The organism is Microcystis sp. M44BS1, assembly GCF_020244875.1.
GTDB lineage: Bacteria > Cyanobacteriota > Cyanobacteriia > Cyanobacteriales > Microcystaceae > Microcystis > Microcystis panniformis.
The window spans coordinates 1-20514 of the sequence record NZ_JADBVM010000178.1 but is presented as its reverse complement, the minus strand read 5'-3'; the positions used below and the strand labels follow the sequence as shown (position 1 = coordinate 20514).

General features: G+C 41.0%; 22 protein-coding genes and 1 pseudogene. 8 read left to right on the top strand and 15 right to left on the bottom strand.

Features of this window, described 5'->3' with window-relative positions; genetic code table 11:
- Nucleotides 1–4: 4 nt before the first annotated feature.
- The 3 genes from IM515_RS14360 to IM515_RS14350 are packed head-to-tail and all read right to left on the bottom strand — an operon-like array spanning nt 5 to nt 956.
- A complete protein-coding gene (locus IM515_RS14360) occupies nt 5–184 on the bottom strand; it encodes a hypothetical protein (protein ID WP_159251988.1) in 180 nt (59 codons plus the stop codon).
- Nucleotides 165–638, bottom strand: a complete 474-nt coding sequence (locus IM515_RS14355; protein WP_287628821.1) for a PIN domain-containing protein — start codon at nt 636–638, stop codon at nt 165–167. Before IM515_RS14355 ends, IM515_RS14360 begins: the two co-directional genes overlap by 20 nt.
- Nucleotides 639–653: 15 nt before the next feature.
- A complete protein-coding gene (locus IM515_RS14350; protein WP_287628820.1) occupies nt 654–956 on the bottom strand; it encodes a DUF433 domain-containing protein in 303 nt (100 codons plus the stop codon).
- 326 nt (nt 957–1282) lie between these two features.
- On the opposite strand from IM515_RS14350, the gene IM515_RS26150 reads away from it, so the two are divergent.
- Complete coding sequence (locus tag IM515_RS26150) at nt 1283–1585, top strand: 2-oxoisovalerate dehydrogenase (protein WP_287628819.1); 303 nt, start codon at nt 1283–1285, stop codon at nt 1583–1585.
- Nucleotides 1586–2308: 723 nt separating this feature from the next.
- Here IM515_RS26150 and IM515_RS14340 read toward each other — a convergent pair.
- Nucleotides 2309–4729: a phosphoketolase family protein gene (locus IM515_RS14340; RefSeq protein WP_287628817.1), complete on the bottom strand. Its 2421-nt coding sequence runs from the start codon at nt 4727–4729 to the stop codon at nt 2309–2311.
- A 744-nt stretch (nt 4730–5473) separates the two neighbouring features.
- On the opposite strand from IM515_RS14340, the gene gap reads away from it, so the two are divergent.
- The 3 genes from gap (at nt 5474) to ygfZ (ending at nt 8182) form a co-directional block, all read left to right on the top strand.
- Nucleotides 5474–6508 carry a type I glyceraldehyde-3-phosphate dehydrogenase gene (gene gap, locus IM515_RS14335; protein WP_004161594.1) on the top strand — a complete coding sequence of 345 codons (1035 nt, stop codon included), beginning with the start codon at nt 5474–5476 and terminating at the stop codon, nt 6506–6508.
- A gap of 295 nt (nt 6509–6803) precedes the next feature.
- The gene (locus IM515_RS14330) at nt 6804–7172 is read left to right on the top strand and encodes a hypothetical protein (RefSeq protein ID WP_002743680.1); all 369 of its coding nucleotides are present in this window, start codon (nt 6804–6806) and stop codon (nt 7170–7172) included.
- Nucleotides 7169–8182 (top strand): CAF17-like 4Fe-4S cluster assembly/insertion protein YgfZ, encoded by a 1014-nt coding sequence (gene ygfZ, locus IM515_RS14325; RefSeq protein ID WP_287628815.1) that lies wholly within the window; start codon nt 7169–7171, stop codon nt 8180–8182. Before IM515_RS14330 ends, ygfZ begins: the two co-directional genes overlap by 4 nt.
- A gap of 377 nt (nt 8183–8559) precedes the next feature.
- Here ygfZ and IM515_RS14320 read toward each other — a convergent pair whose 3' ends face one another.
- The 7 genes from IM515_RS14320 to IM515_RS14290 form a co-directional block, all read right to left on the bottom strand.
- Nucleotides 8560–10218 (bottom strand): NAD+ synthase, encoded by a 1659-nt coding sequence (locus tag IM515_RS14320; RefSeq protein ID WP_287628814.1) that lies wholly within the window; start codon nt 10216–10218, stop codon nt 8560–8562.
- A 12-nt stretch (nt 10219–10230) separates the two neighbouring features.
- Nucleotides 10231–10959 (bottom strand): NUDIX hydrolase, encoded by a 729-nt coding sequence (locus IM515_RS14315; RefSeq protein ID WP_287628813.1) that lies wholly within the window; start codon nt 10957–10959, stop codon nt 10231–10233.
- Nucleotides 10956–11522 (bottom strand): nicotinate-nucleotide adenylyltransferase, encoded by a 567-nt coding sequence (locus IM515_RS14310; RefSeq protein WP_287107905.1) that lies wholly within the window; start codon nt 11520–11522, stop codon nt 10956–10958. The genes IM515_RS14315 and IM515_RS14310 overlap by 4 nt, the downstream gene beginning before the upstream one ends.
- 383 nt (nt 11523–11905) lie before the next feature.
- Nucleotides 11906–12496, bottom strand: coding sequence for an RES family NAD+ phosphorylase (locus tag IM515_RS14305; protein ID WP_287628812.1), 591 nt, complete (start codon nt 12494–12496; stop codon nt 11906–11908).
- Complete coding sequence (locus IM515_RS14300) at nt 12496–12936, bottom strand: hypothetical protein (protein WP_287628811.1); 441 nt, start codon at nt 12934–12936, stop codon at nt 12496–12498. Before IM515_RS14300 ends, IM515_RS14305 begins: the two co-directional genes overlap by 1 nt.
- Nucleotides 12937–12938: 2 nt before the next feature.
- On the bottom strand, nt 12939–13175 hold the full coding sequence (locus tag IM515_RS14295; protein ID WP_287628810.1) for a hypothetical protein: 237 nt from the start codon (nt 13173–13175) through the stop codon (nt 12939–12941).
- 399 nt (nt 13176–13574) lie between these two features.
- Entirely contained in the window at nt 13575–13817 is a 243-nt protein-coding gene (locus IM515_RS14290) for a hypothetical protein (RefSeq protein WP_287628809.1), read from the bottom strand.
- A 94-nt stretch (nt 13818–13911) separates the two neighbouring features.
- On the opposite strand from IM515_RS14290, the gene IM515_RS14285 reads away from it, so the two are divergent.
- Nucleotides 13912–14388: a hypothetical protein gene (locus IM515_RS14285; RefSeq protein ID WP_287698035.1), complete on the top strand. Its 477-nt coding sequence runs from the start codon at nt 13912–13914 to the stop codon at nt 14386–14388.
- Between the two features lie 33 nt (nt 14389–14421).
- Nucleotides 14422–16602 (top strand): pentapeptide repeat-containing protein, encoded by a 2181-nt coding sequence (locus tag IM515_RS14280; protein WP_287628808.1) that lies wholly within the window; start codon nt 14422–14424, stop codon nt 16600–16602.
- On the opposite strand, the gene IM515_RS14275 is transcribed toward IM515_RS14280, so the two are convergent.
- Together IM515_RS14275 and IM515_RS14270 are read right to left on the bottom strand one after the other, a co-directional pair.
- Entirely contained in the window at nt 16565–16738 is a 174-nt protein-coding gene (locus IM515_RS14275) for a type II toxin-antitoxin system YoeB family toxin (protein WP_193960814.1), read from the bottom strand. The two genes, IM515_RS14280 and IM515_RS14275, sit on opposite strands and share 38 nt — an antisense overlap.
- Nucleotides 16739–16856: 118 nt before the next feature.
- Nucleotides 16857–17063, bottom strand: a complete 207-nt coding sequence (locus tag IM515_RS14270; RefSeq protein WP_287628807.1) for a UPF0223 family protein — start codon at nt 17061–17063, stop codon at nt 16857–16859.
- Between the two features lie 230 nt (nt 17064–17293).
- Between IM515_RS14270 and IM515_RS14265 the strand changes: the two genes are divergently transcribed.
- Nucleotides 17294–17911: a Uma2 family endonuclease gene (locus IM515_RS14265; RefSeq protein WP_287628806.1), complete on the top strand. Its 618-nt coding sequence runs from the start codon at nt 17294–17296 to the stop codon at nt 17909–17911.
- Nucleotides 17912–18010: 99 nt separating this feature from the next.
- Here the strand turns inward: IM515_RS14265 and IM515_RS14260 are convergent, their stop codons facing one another.
- A complete protein-coding gene (locus IM515_RS14260; protein ID WP_002739592.1) occupies nt 18011–18265 on the bottom strand; it encodes a hypothetical protein in 255 nt (84 codons plus the stop codon).
- Nucleotides 18262–19968, bottom strand: a complete 1707-nt coding sequence (locus IM515_RS14255; protein WP_002776532.1) for a potassium channel family protein — start codon at nt 19966–19968, stop codon at nt 18262–18264. Before IM515_RS14255 ends, IM515_RS14260 begins: the two co-directional genes overlap by 4 nt.
- Before the next feature lie 150 nt (nt 19969–20118).
- Here IM515_RS14255 and IM515_RS14250 point away from each other — a divergent pair.
- Nucleotides 20119–20514 (top strand): annotated as a pseudogene (locus IM515_RS14250) (DUF4351 domain-containing protein); the annotation flags it as partial.

Below are 20514 nucleotides of genomic sequence, written 5' to 3'. Positions count from 1 at the left end.
CACCTTATTTCTTGTTATTGATAGATTCCCACCATAACTTTAAATCACTTTCATTAATCTTTTTTTGAAGATATTCAATCTGATCTGAATAGCTGAGATTTTTCATGTCTTTAGCCATTTTTTCTTGACTGGTTTGTTTAAAAGCTAAACAGTCAAAACTTTTTTTAATTGTCGTTGGCTTCATCAATTGTTACCTCTAAAGGAGAAATAATAGTCAAAATCCCGTAGCCATTGAGTAAATTAATTTGATTATAGCCTTTCATTTTATCTAGGCGCACAATATGTTTAAAATTCCATGATATGATTGCATCCGCTCTAGCTATTGTAGCAGCCGCTACATGAGTAGCATCATTAATAGACTTTGATGTAACAACTCCTTCATTGATATAAGCATCCCTTAACTGGAAAACTTCAGGTGTTATCTTAACTACTTCAATAACTCTCTGCGGAATCGATAATAAAATATCTTTAACCCCTTGGGGGGTATTAATTAATTCGCTAACAATGATATCACTCATTAACAAAATAAACTTTTCTTGCTTAATGGCTTCCATCAATTGATTGGACTTTAAGGAAAATTCATCATCTAAACAGCCTGCAATGACTGATGTATCAAGATAAACTCTAAGTTTTTTCATAACGATTTTAGCTCGTCAATTTAATATTTTCTCAATTAAAGATGGTTTGTTGCCTTGTAGTTGTTTAGCAAAAGCTTCTCCTGCTTCAAGTTGTCGTCTAATTTCTTCTCGATTGTCATGGTAATAGGCCAAGGCTGCATAAACATCTGCTAGGGTGATAGTAGGATGATGATAAATAATTTCATCTGGTGACATTCCCATTCTTTCATGCCAAATTACAATATCTTGAACTTTAATTCGATGTCCAGCAATACGAGGTTTTCCACCACAGATACCAGGAGTGATTTCAATATGTTGTGAGATAACTAAAGATGACATAATTACTTGCCAATAATATTAATAAATTGTTATTATCATACCATTTTTTCCCAGTAAGGCAACATCAGTGCGATCTCGAAGGCACTGCGTAGCAGTACGCCGATTTGGTAGATTGGGTTGAGGCACGAAACCCAACATGATCAACTATTAATTTATTTGGTTGGTGTTGGGTTGCACTTTGTTTAACTACATTTTGGCAATAAAGAGGCGATTAGGGTTGATAAACGGCGAATGCTAATCTTGTAAGCTTTAAAAAGTGCTATCTAAAAAACTAAACAAACTATAATTAAAATTACTGCAAAAATTTAGAGAGTAAAGAAGGAAATATGACAGAAATAGTTTTTTTAGTGGAAGATGCACCGGAAGGGGGATATACAGCAAGGGCATTAGGCGAGTCTATTTTTACCGAAGCCGATGATTTACAATCTTTACGAGAAATGGTAAAAGATGCCGTTAATTGTCATTATGATGATAGGGAAAATCGCCCTAAAATTATTCGTTTACATATTGTTATGGTTATTGATTTTTGCTTTTTTCAAATAATGCTTCGTCAATTAGAAAATCAAGTTTTACAGCTATGGAATCTTCCTCAATTTGTTTTTCCCATTGTTGATCATCTAACTTATTAATCCAATTTCTTAAATACAAAAAGTCATCAAAAGTAAGGCTTTCAATTTCCGCTTGAGTTAATTGTAACTTTGTCATCTTACTATCTTCCCACAACAATAGTTCAAATTTGAGTTTTATATTATCATTTTTTATGTAAAAATGGAGATTTGTGATGGCATTTGGCAGAATAAATGATTTTCTCCGGGAGTTTATTGCAGAAAATTCTCCTTATGTCTCTGCTTTATCCTATCTGGAAGTTTTAGGCTACCATCGGTTAACTCATCAAGATAAAGTCTATTTTGAAGAATTTTTTACAAGCAGTAACTTTAAAATAAATCAGAAAGATGTCCTTAGAAGATGCCATTATTGCGGGAACAGCTTTCGTTTATAATTTAACAATTGTAACTCGCAATATTGATGATTTTAATTTTCTTAGTAAATTAAATCTAATTAGGGTTTGCTGAATAAGTACGGGCGAAGCATTCGGATAGAAAATCTACCTTTTCACCGATAGGTTATTGTCCGAATGCTTCGCCCCTACAGGACGCGGGCTGATGAAGACGCAAGGTTTTGAACGAAGATTATCTCAAAATCTTGCACCTGATTGGCCAATTGTCAATAGCTTTTGAGATGCTCTCACCCTGTAGAAAATCAAGAATATTTTTTAAAGTGGAATAGGAAGATGAAATTTATCAATAAACTAATAAAATATCATCACCTAAACCACTTTCTAGCCCAATTAATTAATAAGGCCATTTCCAGTTAGTAATCTCGTCCTTATCGATGCCATTGGTAAAAGCATAATCGAGATTGTCGATAATAGCATTTTTCATCCGTTCCTTCACATGACCGGCAGCAGAACCTAATTTCGGCACGCGATCGATGACATCAATTACTAAATGAAAACGATCAACTTGGTTACGAATCGCTAATTCTAGGGGAGTATTAATATTCCCTTCTTCTTTGTAACCGCGCACATGAATACGTTCCTGATTACTGCGACGGTAGGTAAGTTTATGAATCAGCCAAGGATAACCGTGGAAATTGAAGATAATTGGCTTATCAGTGGTAAATAAACTATCAAAATCCCGTTCCGATAAACCATGAGGGTGTTCACTTTCCGACTGTAATTTAAACAGATCAACCACATTGATAAAGCGAACTTTTAAGTAGGGGAATTCCTCCCGCAGAATTGCCGTGGCCGCTAAAGATTCTTTAGTGATAATATCCCCACAGCAAGCCATAATTACATCTGGTTCATCAGGATTTGTTCCGTCATCATCGTTACTGGCCCAATCCCAAATACCGATACCTTTGGTGCAGTGTTTAATTGCTTCTTCAATGGTCAAGTATTGCAGGTGTTTCTGTTTATCAGCAACGATAATATTAGTGTAATCCTTGCTCTTGAGACAGTGGTTAGCCACACTTAATAAACAGTTACCATCGGGGGGAAGATAAACCCGCACCACGTCGGCACTTTTATTGGTTACTAAATCGATAAAACCGGGGTCTTGGTGACTAAAACCATTGTGATCCTGCCGCCAAACCACCGAGGATAATAACAGATTCCAAGAGGAAACAGAAGCGCGCCAAGGCACATGATTTTTGCAGATATCGAGCCATTTAGCGTGTTGGTTGAACATGGAATCGATAACGTGGGCAAAAGCTTCGTAGGAGTGAAATAAACCGTGACGACCGGATAATAAATAACCCTCTAACCAACCGACTAGAGTATGTTCACTCAGCATCTCCATCACACGACCATCGGGAGATAATTGGCTACCATCTAAATCCTCTGGATAGGTATCAGCTAACCAAGCTTTTTTAGTCACTTCATAGAGAGCCGCTAAACGATTAGAAGCAGTTTCATCGGGACCAAAAACGCGAAAATTAGTCATATTATTTCGCATTACATCCCGCAAAAATACCCCCATCACTCCCGTATTTTCCGCTTCCACTTGGCCCGGGTGGGTGACATCTACAGCATATTGACGAAAATCGGGCATTTTTAGGTCTTTACGCAGCAATCCGCCGTTAGCGTGCGGATTAGCACTCATGCGACGATGACCAATAGGAGCGAGTTCTTTAAATTCCGGCTTAAATTGACCCGTGGCATAGTCAAATAATTCCTCCGGGTTATAGCTTTTCATCCACTCCTCTAATTTTCTCAAGTGGTCGGGGTTTTCGTGCATCCCACCCATGGGGACTTGGTGAGCGCGCCAGAATCCTTCTACTTTATGACCATCAACGTTTTTCGGACCCGTCCAACCCTTGGGAGACCGGAGGATAATCATCGGCCAGGGGTAACGTTTAGCTACTCCCGTGCTGCGAGCTTCCTGTTGATAGGAGCGAATCTGATTGATACAGTGTTCTAGGGTGGCGGCCATTTTTTGATGGCAGTGCAGCAGGTCTTCATCTTCCTTACATTCGACGATGTAGGGAGTGTAACCGTAACCAACAAAGAGACTTTCTAACTCGTGGGTCGAAATACGGGAGAGAATGGTGGGATTAGCGATTTTATAACCGTTTAAGTTTAAAATCGGCAGTACCGCACCATCGCGAATCGGGTTAAGGAATTTATTCGAGTGCCATGCGGTGGCAAGGGGACCGGTTTCTGCTTCCCCATCACCCACCACCACGGCCGTAATTAGGTCGGGATTGTCAAAAACAGAACCGTAGGCATGGGAAACACTATAACCCAGTTCGCCGCCCTCATGGATAGAACCGGGGGTTTCGGGGGTGACGTGACTACCGATGTGACCGGGAAAAGAAAATTGTTTAAAGAATTTTTGTAATCCTTCCTCGTCTTCACTTTTATCGGGGTAAATTTCCGAATAGGTTCCTTCTAGATAGACCGGACCGAGTACCCCCGGCGCTCCATGGCCGGGACCGGCCATAAAAATCACATCGAGGTCGTATTTTTTGATTAAACGGTTGAGGTGAACGTAGGTAAAACTTAAGGCCGGACTTGCTCCCCAGTGACCAAGTAAGCGATACTTAACGTGTTCGGGTTTAAGATGTTCCTTGAGCAGGGGATTATCGCGCAGATAAATCATACCTACAGCTAAATAGTTACAAGCGCGCCAATAGGCATGGGTTTTGTAGAGTTCGTCTTGAGAAAGGGGATTTTGCTCTGTTAAGGGTCTTTCTGGTGCGGATACCATGAATATTTCTCCGATATCTATGAACGATGAGATTAAGAGAGTTGATAGACAATTTCTCCATCGAGAGGGTTAGGTAGGTAGGCGTTAAAAATTATCAGATGCCCCCCTTATCAAGGGGGGATTAAGGGGGGATCCCCACCCCCCTTATCAAGGGGGGATTAAGGGGGGATCCGCACCCCCCTTATCAAGGGGGGATTAAGGGGGGATCCCCACCCCCCTTATCAAGGGGGGCAGGGGGGATCGAACCTAAAATCCATTTATAATTTAATTATAACCAGCTACTTAACCCTCGGTCAGTTTTCAAACTGTAATCAAGAGTCTAACCTTTTGGGGCGCAAAAAACTATTAAAATAAGCTATATTTTGCCGATCCTGCTTGGGTAATTTATGTCAGTCGGGCGGGGTTTTTAAATGGCTTTTAAAGGAAAATTAATGTCTTCTTAACTTAGGGAGCAATAATTCTCAGAAAAATTTTAATTATTTTTTAATGTCAGCTTTTCCCAAAATACTATAGGGTTACACCCTAGTTTGTCGGGAAGAGCCTAATTAGGCCTTCTCGATGCCAGTGGTGAGGACTACTAGGATAGCTTTTGAAGCACTGAAACTTAAAATCTTTCTATACTTCATCTAGCGAGCAACAAAAGCTGATTAGCATATATAGTGATTCTCTAGAGGCCAATCAATTCTCAAATTATTTTTTCTTGATCGTGCCTAAGCTTATCGCAGCTGCAAAGGAGTTTTTTTCATGACAAAAGTAAGAGTCGCTATCAACGGATTTGGTCGTATCGGTCGCCTCGTTTTTAGGGCGGGTATCCAAAATCCTGATTTCGAGTTTGTTGGTATAAATGATCTCGTCCCCCCCGATAATATTGCCTATCTGCTCAAATACGACTCCACCCACGGACGTTTTCAGGGTACGGTAGAAGCGAAAGAAGATGGCATCGTCGTGGATGGTAAGTTTATCCCCTGTTACTCGATTAAAGACCCCGCTCAACTGCCTTGGGGTGCAACCGGGGCCGATTATGTGGTCGAGTCCACCGGTTTATTTACCACCGCCGAAGGAGCAGGAAAACACCTAGAAGCTGGGGCCAAACGGGTAGTTATCTCCGCACCCACCAAAGATCCCGACAAGATTCGTACTATTGTACTAGGTGTTAACGACAATGAGTACGATCCCGCTAAAGATCTGATCGTCTCTAACGCTAGTTGTACCACCAATTGTTTAGCACCGATCACCAAAGTTATTAACGATAACTTCGGACTAGCGGAAGGATTAATGACCACAGTACACTCGATGACCGCCACTCAACCCACCGTGGATGGTCCATCGAAAAAAGATTGGCGCGGTGGTCGCGGCGCCGGTCAAAATATTATCCCCTCCTCCACGGGGGCAGCCAAAGCAGTAACCCTAGTTATTCCTTCCCTAAAAGGCAAATTAACCGGCATGGCCTTCCGTGTGCCAACTCCCAACGTTTCGGCGGTGGATTTAACCTTTAAAACCGCAAAAGCCACCAGTTACGAGGAAATTTGCGCCGCTATGAAAGCCGCCAGCGAAGGACCGATGAAAGGTATCCTCGGTTATACCGATGAGGAAGTGGTATCGAGTGACTTTATCACCGACCCCCACTCCAGTATTTTTGATGCTAAGGCTGGCATTCAACTTAATGCCAATTTCTTTAAGGTCGTCTCTTGGTACGATAACGAGTGGGGTTACTCCTGCCGGATGTTAGACCTCATGAAAATGATGGCAGCTAAGGAAGCAACCCTCGTAACAGCCTAAATCAGTTATCAGTTATCAGTTATCAGTAACCAGTTATCAGTAAACAGTGAACAGTGAACAGTAACCAGTAAACAGTAAACAGTGAAAAGACAGCACTGTTAATGCCATTAGACATCTCCAAGAGTTAAACAAAATAGTTCTAGGGCTGAAATGTATGTCTTTGTCTATTTAATATTGCTCACTTAATAAGTAGGTGGGTGTTAAAAATTGTCAGATCCCCCCTTATCAAGGGGGGCAGGGGGGATATACCCACTTAATACTCAAATCTGATCACTGATAACTGATAACTGATAAGATGAATCCAAAATTTAAAGATATTACCGCTTGGGAACAGGCACAATTATTAATGCAACCGGCATTTATTCGGGTGCTGGATAATCTGCGTAAACAGTTAGAAAATTCCCTCTGGAAAGGAACTTATACAGAAATTCAAGATCCCTATCCCAGTTATCTGCTCTGTTTGACTTATCTCGATCGCTCCGTTACTGTAAATATTTGGGAACTTTGTTTTCAAGTCTGTTTTCTCGATTATCCCACCGATGAGGGAGAGAGCGTCACCATCGATACCAGTCTCCTCGATCCCACCGGTGAACTAGATTGGCAGAGTTTGGAAACGAAAACCGAGCGCATTATTAAGCAATTATTCGCTAATTTACCCCAATGAAAGCAGATTTAGACACGATCAAGGCAGAGTATGCCGCTAATTTTCTCAAAGATTACCACAATGATCCCCAAAGTTTAGCATCCCAAACAATTTTAATCGATCGCTCCGATTGGGGTTTATTAGAATTAAAAGGCCAGGACCGACTGCGTTTTCTCCACAATCAAACCAGTAACGCGATCGATCGCCTGAAACCGGGTCAGGGTTGTGAGACAATTTTCCTTAACTCTACCGGTCGTACTCTCGATTTTGTCACAGTTTACGCTGGCGATGATTCCCTCCTCATCCTCGTTTCTCCCCAACGTCGTCAATTTTTACTGGAATTGATTGATCGCTATATTTTCCCCTTCGATAAGGTGGAAATTAGCGACTTAACCGATAATTTTGCCATTTTCACCCTAATTGGTACTGAAAGCGGGCAATACCTGCAAAAAATCGCCATTCCAGAGCAGATTTTAACGGGGGTGCAGCATAGTCATTATCTCCTTTCTGACCCCCCCCTGAGAGTGGCCGTCGGCACCGGCTTAGACCTACCCGGATACACTTTAATCGTTGCCGCCGCCGAAGCCGGTCCCCTCTGGGAAAATTTAATTAAAAATGGCGTTACTCCCGCCGATGAGCAGGTGTGGGAATACCTGAGAATTCATCAAGGCCGACCGGCAGTCGATCGAGAATTAACTGAAGATTATAACCCTTTAGAGGCTGGTTTATGGCGAGCGATTGTCTTTGATAAGGGTTGTTATATTGGTCAAGAAACTATCGCCCGTCTCAACACCTATAAAGGCGTAAAACAAAGACTTTGGGGCATAAAACTTAGCCAACCCGTCCCCAGCAATACCCCGATTATTTTAGAAGCGCAAAAAGTCGGTTTACTCACCAGTGTGCTGGAGGATTTTGGCTTGGGTTATGTGAAAACAAAAGCGGGAGGAGAGGGTTTAAAAGTACAAATCGGCGAGGCAACAGGAGAATTAATCCCTTTACCCTTCCTCTCTCACGAATACCCCTTTCAGTGAACAGTAATCAGTAAACAGTAAACAGTAATCAGTGAAAACACAGTGGCAAACGGGTGCATCTCACATTTGCAGAAATACCGACAATCAGCAATTATCAGTGACTCTTAAATTAGTACAAAAATATGAACAATCGCGTGTAAGCATCCCACCGAAAAACTAATGCGCTCCGGGGTTTGGGGGCGGCGCCACGCCCCCAACGGGGGGTTTGGGGGGTAGAACCCCCCAAAAGCTTGGATTGAGTGATAAAATCGAAAGTAACGCCCAATTTTAAAAGAGAGTTTCCCCTTAAAAATCCCAACTTCGTAGATTTACAAAAACGAGATACACCCGTAGAAAACTGCTATTTAATACTGATAACTGATAACTGAAAAACCCCCCTAACCCCAGCGACTAGCAATGGGCATTCGCCAACCAGTGCCAAAAGCGCGATCGCTAATTTTTAGTCCCGGGGGGGCTTGTTTGCGCTTAAATTCGGCATTTTTAACTAATTTAATCACTTTCTGCACAATTTCAGCCTCAAAGCCGGCGGCAATAATTTGTTCGGCGGATTGATGGCGATCGATTAATAGTGCTAAAATAGCATCTAAAATCTCGTAGGGAGGTAAAGAATCTTGATCCTTCTGATTGGGTTTTAATTCAGCACTAGGAGCTTTATTAATCACATTAAGGGGAATAATTTCCCCGCGCCGATTTAACCAGCGACAGAGGGAATAAACGCGGGTTTTCGGCACATCAGCAATCACTGCTAAACCACCATTCATATCACCGTAAAGGGTGCAATATCCCACCGCCATTTCTGATTTATTGCCAGTGGATAATAGTAAATGACCGAATTTATTAGAGAGAGCCATTAATAAATTACCGCGAATGCGTGACTGAAGATTTTCTTCAGCAATACCGAAATCAGTCCCAGCGAAAAGACCCTCTAAAAGTTGATCATAAGCGGTCATAATTTCTTTAATTGCTAACTTCTCACTCTTGATACCTAAATTATTAACTAAAGCCACTGCATCGCTAATAGAATGGTCGGAACTATAGGGAGAAGGCATCATCACAGCGAGAACATTTTCTTTACCCAATGCGTCAGTGGCAATAGCGGCAACTAAACTAGAATCAATGCCACCACTCAAGCCAAAAATTACCCGTTTAAAACCGCATTTCTGCACATAATCTTGTACTCCTAAGACTAAAGCTCGATAAATTTCCTCATCTTCATCGACAGGTAAAGGATGAATAACTGCGGGTAACAAATCTTGATTAAACTCGATCAATTCTAGGCTAGAAGTAAATGCCTGAGCGCGATAAATCACTTCTCCTTGTCGGTTAAAAGCAACACTGTCACCATCAAAAATTAAATCATCATTACCTCCCACTTGATTGACATAAACTATCGGTAAATTATATCTAGTGGCACTATAGGATAATAAAGATTCTCGCAATTTTTGCTTACCGACACTGTAGGGAGAAGCGGAAAGATTAACGATTAAATCCACTCCTAAATTAGCTAAATCGGCGATGGGATTAACTGCGTATTGACGTTGACCCCAAAATTGTTCATCATTCCAAACATCTTCACAGATAGTTACACCAATTTTTACATTATTTTCTGTTAGTTGAAAATATTGACTTTCTTTCCCAGAAGCAAAGTAACGATCCTCGTCAAAAACATCGTAGGTAGGCAATAAACGTTTAGTAAAAATTTGTTTAATTTCTTGACTTTTTAACAAAGCTATGCTATTAAATAGCGGCTTTTCTCCTCTGACCGTTGCCGAGGGATTTTTTTCAACAAAACCGACTAATACGGCTAATTTTTCTGGTAATTGTTGGGACAATAATTGCAATTGTCGAGACATTTTCTCCACAAAACCCAGATTTAATAATAAGTCTCTGGGAGGATAACCACAGAGGGATAATTCCGGGGTTAAAAGTAATTCTGCTCCCTGATTAAATGCCGTTTGAGCAGCCTCTAAAATTCTTTGGGCATTTCCTTCGATATCTCCAACAATGGGATTTAATTGAGCGATAGCAATTCTCATATTTTTTCCTATTTAAACAAAAACTAACGGTTGCTCTTTAAAGGGAGCAAAAGCTTTTTCATCAAAGCGATATAAACTAGCAGGACGACCGGCACCACGAGAGACTTTTAAACCCATATCTTTGAGAAATCCTAATTTCAAGAGCCGATTTCTGAAGTTGGAATAATCACTAAAATTTTTACCTAAAATTGTCTCATAAAATTGATAAAGATCATTTAAAGTAAATAATTCTGGTAAAACCTCAAAAGCGACGGGACTATACTCTACTTTATTGCGTAATCTTCGCCAGCCATATTCCAAAATTTGACCGTGATTAAAGGCTAAATCTGGCACTTTATCAATCATATACCAAGTGGTGTTATAATCCCGTTCAGTGATTAATTTTGCTTCTTCAAACCGCACCAAAGCGAAGTAACTCACCGATAGATAACGTTTCCCAAAACTCTCGGCTGCTGCCGGGGAATCTCCCTCTGGACTGCCAAAAGTATATAACTGTTCCAGATAGAGATTATTGACGCTAATTTTCTCGGCTAAAATTCGATAGGCTGCCGTTTCCAGTGATTCCCCATTTCTAACTAAAGTCCCGGGTAAACTCCAGTAATTGCTAAAGGGTTCTTCCCGTCGTTTAATCAGAAGCACCAGCAGCCGATTTAATTGGGTATCAACGGAAAAGATCACGTTATCAACTCCGACTTTAAAATCAGCTAGAGATTTATTAGCTAGGGTATTTAGCGGTTTCATGCGTAAAGTTTTTGACCTTCGATATAATCTTTAATCGGTGCAGGAACAGCCTGTTTATCGCCTTTTTCTCGATAATCTGTTGAGGATACAGCCGGAGCAAAGACATCAGCAATCAGACAATCACCCCCTAATGTTTGCAGTTGTTCAATATCATCTTGATTAATAGGATAGCCAGGCCGGGGAATCACGAGAATTTTGACTTTTTCTAGTAATTCTTGGCTACGATACCAGTGCCTAATTTGTCCGACTAAATCAGAACCAATGACTAGGGTATATTCCTCCTGTTCTCCCCAAATTGCTTGCGCTTTTTCCACACTAATTAAGCTCCGTCGATCGCTTAATTCTCGTCGCAGTTGTATATTATCCCTTGGGGGTTGAATATCCCGGATGAGCAAATTTAACATCCTCAGACGATGTTCGAGACTGGTTTGATGATTTTTAAAGGGATTATCGGCAGCCCAAACCGCAACGATATCGTACTGTTCCGATAACCATTTTAGTATGGCTTGATGACCGGCAGTAGGAGGATCGGCACTGGTTCCAAAAAGGGCAATTTTAAGCATAGGATTCAATTGCTTGCTCACTGAGGGATTAGTTTAACTCTGCTCAAGCTTGGCAAAAATTAAGTAGGTAGGTGTTAAAAGTTGTCAGATGCCCCCCTTATTAAGGGGGGATTAAGGGGGGACTAAGGGGGGATCGGCACCCCCCTTATTAAGGGGGGCAGGGGGGATCGAACCTAAAATCCATTTTTAATTTAATTATAACCAGCTACTTAACTTCTCCTCATTATAGTTGATTTTACCAAAATAGGGCAAGAGGATCAGTGATCAGTAATCAGTGATCAGTGAAGTTTTGCGACGAGTGGGCTGCTATTAACTTAACAGAAAATTCCCTAACAGTTGGCCGTTCTGAATAGGGGAGATTGCGTCTGATTGCAAAAATATACTTATTCTTGAAGAAGAGCATAATCATAATGCTCCAAAATTTCACCTAAACAGGATGAATTATCATCGTATAAATTACCTAAGTTGTCTTCTTGCAAATGGTTTCTAACCCGATCAAAAAGCCCAACGGAATAGACACTATCATCATGACGAGAACGGTATCTAATCCCATCTACTCCTTGGGGATGTCCCCAAATTGCCTGCCCCCAAGTCCGACAATATTCATAATCACCGGAAGAAATGCGGGCATCTATTCCTATGCGAACAAGGGCCGGCCCCGTTAAGTCGGCCAACAGTAAAGCGCGATCACTTCTAATTCTAAAAAGATTTCTATTTCTTAGGGCTGTAACGGTTACGGCTCCGTCAAATGTTCGGCCAAAACATTCAATAAAGGTACTGTACTCATCACCCACATAGAGAAGCCCATAGCCCTGATTTGGCCCATCGAAACGACCGCTACCACTGCGGTCAAAATGAAGACTAGAAAGGTGTCCGGTTTTATTTAATCTTAGCCAGGGGCCTGGGGTTTCAATGACGGGCAATTGACGCTGACTAAAATCGTCTGGTGGGAGGGGAAAAGGAGGCAAACCCATTACGCCGCGCTATGACTCCCGTAACACTTAGCAGCCCAAACCACTGGCTCGATTTCTCCCTTTTGGAGTTTTTCTAGCGGGGTTGCTCCCTCTAAACGAATATCACCCGTAAGCAGAAAGAGCATTTGTGTCCAAGCACCGTCTTCTTTTAAAACGGCTAACACTTGGTCTAAACCTGACAAAACTTTGCCATCAACAAATTGCCAAGCGGGATAAACTAATTCCTCGTTGACAGATAAACCTAAGACCCGATGATTGAGCCTCATAGTTTCTAATTCCAAAGAACTACAGGCTAAAACACTACAAACCTCGGCGCTGGTTAAGGTTCCGCCTTGCTTAGATAGGAACCGTTTCTTCGCTTCTTCGCCTCGTTTAATGGCAGCCTCCAACGCAGGGGCCAAAGCTAAAGGAGATTGTGTTTTTTGTATAGATTCTAACATTTTTAAGCAACCCTACCACCGTCAACAAGACCTGTATAAAACAAATACAAGTCTCCCTTCAAATGTTTAGTCTCTTGTATCAGCTTACTTTTATCGTCTGAATACCCAATAACCTTACCTTTCTCTGGCCAGCCATATTTGTCGCGACCAGTGATCTCTACGACTACCCATTGATCGGGGTAATAGGATGAGACATCGGCTATACTCAAATCTTCTGTTTTGTGGCTAAGTGCTTTCATGGCTAAGGTGGGAGTTGATTTGATCAGGATCTTTGTTTTTGCCTAGTAGTGTTTCGGCTCCTCATGTCAGGAATCCCTAACATTATTAGCTTGACTCAATCTACCCTCATGGGCTACTATGCGGGGATGATAATGATGAGTAAAGAGCCAGCACCCGCAAGGGTACTGGCCCTCTCCTAGCTTCGCATCATCGGGATTAACCTTCTCAATTAGCCCACCAGGAGACTTAAAAACCTTAGTGTGGACTCAAGAAGCCAGGAGGTCAATCAATATGAAGAACTTACTCACTGTCATGCTCCTAAGCTCCCTCTTTTACGGCGTAGCTCTGGGGAAGATACGGCCTTACGACTGCGTTTTTCTCCGTACCGTAACAGAACTGGTAAAACTCTACGGTGGGGATCATAAAGACGGGAAGCGATAGGTAGAACGTTTATTTAGTTCAGGCTGGGCAGTGCGGCAACACTCGACCAGCTTTTTTGTACTGTTTTTTACTATCGCTCTATTTTCTTCAATGGTATCCACAATATAATCACTTACTGTAAGGATATCAACCAATAAATATTGCCCATTTAAACCAACAAATATTGCCCATTTAAACCAATAATTGTTGCTATCATTAAACAATAATTGTTGGTACTCCATTTCAAAATATGCTAACTAGCTCGAAAATACAGCCATGAAGACGCTCTCGTCAATGCCCCAAAACCTATCCGAAATGCCCCAAAACCTATCCGAAATGCCCCAAAACCTATCCGATGCCGAAAGGCAGGCAAGAAACTGTAATACAGCCATGAAGACGCTCTCGTCAATGCCCCCATCACTGTGTGAAGCCCAAAAGCAGGCAAGAAACTGTGGTTTGGATATACCCAAGCTAGAAGCTTTGTTGGCAGAAATCGAACCCTTATCTGATAAATATAAGGAGATATTTTATCGGGCGGCTACAGGACTTTATTCCGCCGATGATTTGGCTGAAAAGTTCAATCATAGCAGCGGCAAAAATCTGAACTCAGATTTCAACAAATATCTAGGAGCCAATCTTAAACTTTACCTTGAGTTAGATGACAGTGAGCGTGTGGGAATTACTTCTCTAAGAAGAATTCTTTTCAAGAAAGGTTATTGCGTCATTAACGATATTTTGACAAGCAGATACGTAGAGAATTCGGAATTAGAACGATCTGCCTCAGACAAAATTAGTACAGAATCAGACCACTGAAAACTAGCCCATTTTTGAGGAGATTAATTTCAAATGAAAACTGAAAACTTATTGGACGTAACAAAATTGGCCAGTCCCCATCTTGACACAAGTGATGTATTGGTATTGTTAGCTCAACTAAAAAATGAAAAGGATGGAGATCGCCGGGCGGAGATTATCAGAACAATAGGACAATACTATCCTGAATCTCAAGCAACTCCAATCTCTGAGCTTCAAGTAATAAAAAGGCTTTTAGATTTGGGCAATGATGTAGGTTCTGATGATTTTTTCAAATACGAAATTAAGCTTAGTTTGCATAAAATTTCGGACAAAATTGCTGCTCACTCTGATGTAGATATTGACTTTTTTCTCAAAAATCTAGCAATATTTCAATCCCAAGAAAATACTTCTCAAGCTCCAAAAGTCTTAATTGACGCTGATCTAATTGAAGAGTTTTTATTACGAAATCAGACGACTCTTAACAGTGAAGCTACTAGGGTTATGGGACTTGTTTTAGAGGGAAAAATTAATCCTTACAGCGGCGAAATGGGATTAATACAAATTTGGCATAGTATGAAAAATCTTAAATCTCAAGAATATGCCAATCGTTCGATCATTGAACTTCTGAGTAAGATTAACGTCGGCCAAGTTAACTTGAAAGAAATCGACCTAGAAAAATATCCCAACGTTAATTTAACAACGGCAATTCAAGTTGAGATTGCCAGAAAGTATAGCCTAGCAGGTATTATCACCATCAGAGATCGAGAATTCATTGCCAGTGGATATCCTTTTGTGGGTTCTCCTTCCCTATTGTTACAGTCTTTAGGGGAAGATACCTCGCCAGCTTCTATCGAAAGAACTCTCAAAAATCTCGGTAAAGCGGCAATGGAAAATGAAAAAGTAAAACTCAATCAGCTTTTAGAAAACGAGCCTCAACACAACTTATTCTTTGAGGATAATCTTTTGCTTTTTCAAGGCTGGAAAATTGAGAACTTTGAAATTCTTTCTGCTAACAACAATTTAACTTCTGCGACAGTTATCTTATGCAATACAAAAACCCAAGAGCGTTACACTGAATCGGCCTTTAAAAAAAGTCCAGTAGATGCACTTTTTACTGCTTTTAATGAGGCTCTAGCTCATTTAGTTGAAATTAAACATGACCTTAAATCTATCTATGTGGCCAACTTGACACCGGGTCAACAAGGAGACGTAACTGTCAAGGCGGTGGTTGAGTATGATGGTAAAGAAGTGATTACCATCTACACCCACGAAAATATTCTCAAGGCTTATTTTTTCGCCTACGTCAAAGCGATGATTGCCGTTTATGCACCCAAGGAATATCACCCCGATATTCATTGCACAAAAGAATTGACATATTTGTACAAAATTGGCGAACGATATTTTCGGGGACTGAATTTCAGCCAAGTCAATTTAATGGATGGTGAAGGCAATCTTTCCGATGCAAAATTGATGGGATGTAACTTCAGTAAGGCTAATCTTTCGAGGGTTAATTTAACTAATGCTGATTTAACAGGAGCCGATTTAAGTCATGCCAATTTGAGCAAAGCTGATTTAACAAGAGCCAATTTGAGCAAAGCTAATTTAACGGGAGCTAACTTGACCGATGTTAAATTAGATGAAAATAATCTAACCCTCCTTGATGGCACAATTTTGACTAACACAATTATGCCTGAAATTAACATTGAAATTAGCGGCGAATCCCGTTTAGAAAAGGTTGGTCAACTACTCAAACACATTGATCCTAAAAGTCAATCTCGAATCTTGGCTGTTCACTCCATGACAGATTCCATCTGGTGGGATAATCCCCTTGGTCAAAAATTCTGGGAAGTTAACAAAGAACTAATCGAAAGGAAGATTTCTATTCAACGAGTCTTTATTCTTCCTGAAGTTCCGACTCCAAAGCATTTACAGGTGATTCAGGAACAACTTAACTCTGGCATAGAAGTTGCTTGTATTTGTCATGAAAAAGCCAAAGATATTGAAGGCTATCGTTGGGATGATACCAACCTATTGATTAGCGAAAACTTATCTGTTACAAGAAATTCTTTTACAGCGAGAAGAACTATGAATGGTCAAACAGAATCAGGTTATATTTCCTATCAAACAAGAGTTGTCGAGACGGATAAAAGTCTCTTTAACGCTCTATGGGAAAAATCCGAAAAACTCTCTACTGAAGCTAATATTCAGGAACAATTAGCAAACCTGAGTACCTGACTTTCTTTCCATGAAAAGGATACCGTTGAACTTTCTGAATCAGCCTAATGATTTTTAAAGTCTGCTTGCGGTCATCCTCAACCCACCAAGCCAAATCTTCAAAAGCCAACCGATCAAATTCCCAGCTTTTAGCCATTTTTATCGGATAAATATTGAAGACTGGCTTGGTTCATTTTTACCGAATTTTATTGTTTTATTAATTGATGATCACAATGCGATCGCTCTTTCTATTCTATTTTGATAAAAAGCGATCGCTAAAAAGAAATTTCTCGGTCGTTTGTCACACAATCCTGAAGATATAAATCAATTAGTTCCTGATAAGAAATTCCTTTTTCTTTTGCTTTTTTTTCAAAGAAATCAATGACATCAATCCTTAAAGGTAAAGTGACCTGCTGCTTGAGTTGTTGAGCAAAAGGATTAGGACGACTTTTCATATTAGCGAGATCATACTCTGATTTCATAAACAATAACCTCGATGAGGACAGTATAGTATTTTGGTTAAATTTAACGACTCAATTATAATACATACAATCAAATTAACGATAGTTTGCTCTTAAAAAATTTTTCTCTCTCACCTCAGAAAAACTGCGATCGCCGTTCTAATTCTATTTTGATTAAAAGCGATCGCTTCCCCACAATCCCTAAAAAATAACCATAAAATTAATTAATAGAATATCGGAGAAAGACAAACATGATTATCGCTCAAGAAAAACCGACTATTGCGACAGTCACCAAAACCCCTGTCACTTTGGAAGCATATCGGGCGATCGCTGAAACTTCTCAGGAACGTTATGAATATTGTCATGGAGAAATGATTCTTATGCCTGGAGGAACCGCAACCCACAGCGCGATCGCGATCAATATCTCGGTTTTTTTGGGATTTTTATTGAGAGATAGGGATTTTCGCCTGTATAACAGCGATCTGCGGTTGTGGATTCCTGAATATCATTGTGGAACCTATACCGATCTCATGATCGTTAACCATGAACCGGAATTTAACGGCGATCGCAAAGACGAAATTCTTAATCCTTTATTTATTGTAGAGGTGCTGTCCCCCGCCACGGAAGCAGAGGATCGAGGTGATAAGTTTAGAAAATATCGTTCCCTGCCAAGTTTTTGTGAATATCTGCTCGTTAGTCAAACTGAACCCTACATTGAGCAATATTTCAGACTCGCACAGAGCGATCGCTGGCAACTACAAACCTACGATCAACTTAGTCAAATAATCCTTCTGGAGAGTTTAAACGTTGAACTTCCCTTGCTAGAAATTTATCGTCGTGTTAGTTTTGCCGCAGCCTCAACCGATTAATAACCTTTCTATTTTGTTTACATAAAAAGCGATCGCTCCACAGTTTAAACTCAAAAAACCCCCATCAACAAAGAAGCGGTAAAGAGTAGTTCATTAGAACTATCCAGGATGGTTAGGCAGAGAATGATATTGAAAGATGCCAAAGATACTGCCGACACTGCCAATACTAAGAATACTGCCGACACTGCCAATACTAAGAATACTGCCGACACTGCCAATACTGAGCATACTGCCGATACTAACCAGACTTAAAATGCTGCTGGCACTAGCGAGACTTAAAATACTGCCGGCACTGCCTAAACTCAAGATACAGCGATAACTAGCTTTGCTCAGATAATTAAGACCAGAAATCATTTTAAATCGGGGAAAGATTGGGGAATAGTTAGGGAAGTATTTTGCCAAACCTGTTGTAAACGCATAGCCGGCATAGTTAGATAAAGAATATCACCTTGATCGAGAGTGATTTCCAGTAATTGCCAACCGTGGATAGTTTGACCTTGTTTTTCTAGGTAAAGTGGCACAAAATCGGCATTCATCGCCGCTTCCTTGATAATTTGCCCCATAAAAGGATGATTCGGTGTGATTAATGTAGCCAAAGCAACCCAGAGGAGATCATCGGTCATGCCATTACCGAGAATTCTACCGCCCAAAGCGGCCGCGGCGAAGGAATAGGTGGCTAGATCCCGGGGACATAATACCGTATCAAAATCAAAAACCTCTTGAATCGATCGCCCGAATTGTTCCTGAGAGCAGCGTAAAACTAGATTAATTTTAGGAGCGATCGCTTTAGCAGTGAGAGCAATCTCCACATTAATCATATCCTCGTAAGTCACCACGATCAAAGATTCAGCGTTGTTAATATTAGCCGTTTCTAGGGTAGCCACTAGACGCGCATCCTCGATGATAACGGGGATTCCCCAAGAGCGCACGGAATGCAAAAATCTATTATTGGGGTCCGATTCAATCACCACCACTTCACAGCCTTGCTCGTGCAATTGTCGCACGATCCGGGTGCCGATACCTCCTAAACCACAGATAATGTGATGATTGCGGACGGGAATGCGGGTAGCATCCCAAAACTGTTTAAAGCGACTACCGAGAATAAAATCGTTGAGGAGAGCATAACAGATACCGATAACCCCCGCACCGACAATCATCATGACCACGGTAAAAATTTTGATACTATCGGGGGTAGATTCGGCCACTTTTTCGTTACCTCCGGCACCGGTAATCATCCCGACGGAGAAATAGAGGGAATCGACAAGGGAAATTTTTTGATTAACGCTGAGATAGGTAATGGTAGCAAGGGAAATCATCCCCAAGAGGGAAAGGGTGACAAGAATTACCGGTTGGACATAGTGCTGATAGGGACGGAGATTGAGTAGATTTCTCAGCCACTTTTGCAGTTTAAAACGCTGTTTTGCCTTAATTGTCGGTTTATTGCCGATAATGAGATGATCGCCAGTTTGGAGTTTTTTACCTAAAAGAACTGCGGAAACCAGATCGATTTCGTCGTGAGCGGGGAGATAATAGATTAACATCCGGGCCGGATCGTCCCAAAGTTCGTAGAGGGGTAATCCCCACCAAGGATGATTTTCCTCGATAATTATCTCTTGAATTGGCCAAAGGCGATCGAATAGCTGTAATTGACCGATAGCTTTATTACCAAGGGCAGCAAAGGAAAAGATCGGGGCTGCTAGGGAAGCAACGCTCATGCTAACGTGAGCAGGGAGGGTTTGATCGAGTCTTTCTCCCAAAGTTTCGTTAAATAGTCGGTTAACTATCCGAATTTTCGGGTTAATTATTCTTGCACGGGTGAGAATTTCTAGATTGAGTGCGTCGTTATCGATGGCCAAAACTAGGGTTTCTGCATCTGGAAGGCCAGCTTGCAGCAGAGTTTTAGGAGAGCAGGGATCGCCGATAATAATATCAGACTGGTATTCACAGACCATTTGGCGATCGCTAATCGCTACTACTGCCGCAGATTGTTGTTTGAGTAAACAAAAGATTTTATAACCCGTGCGACCTAATCCACAGACGATGATTTGCGGTTTCATTCATCGAGGGCGTTTTTTGCTGATTAACCTTTCATTTCTAGCGCAAAAACTAGGAAAAATCTGTAACTAAAGCTGCAATATTGCCAATTTTACCAATCAGGCTTTGAAGATGATAAAATAATCATCATCATTGATTGAATCACTTAAGCCTTGACTCGCTTTCTTTGGGATAAATTTAGTAAAGATTACCTCGAAACCTTTCTCTCTTCTTCCGGTGACGTGAAAACTAGCCTTGATGTGACGGCAGAAACTCAAGAAATTGATGTATATTTTCGACCGACTTCCCCAGAAATGCCGCCCGAATTAGGTTTATTGGGCCGATTAGCTCAAACCCCTTGTCTATTGGAACCCCATCGCAATCCAGTCACGATTGAGGGAATTCTCGCTTGTTTATCTAAACTGTTGACTGTGCGGGAACAATTACAAAGAGAAGCTCACCGCAATCAACAACCCTTATTAGCAGAAAATATTCCTAGACTATGGATAATAACTCCTACGGCCAGTCAAAGAATTATAACTGCTTTTTCCGCTCTCAATCATCCAGAT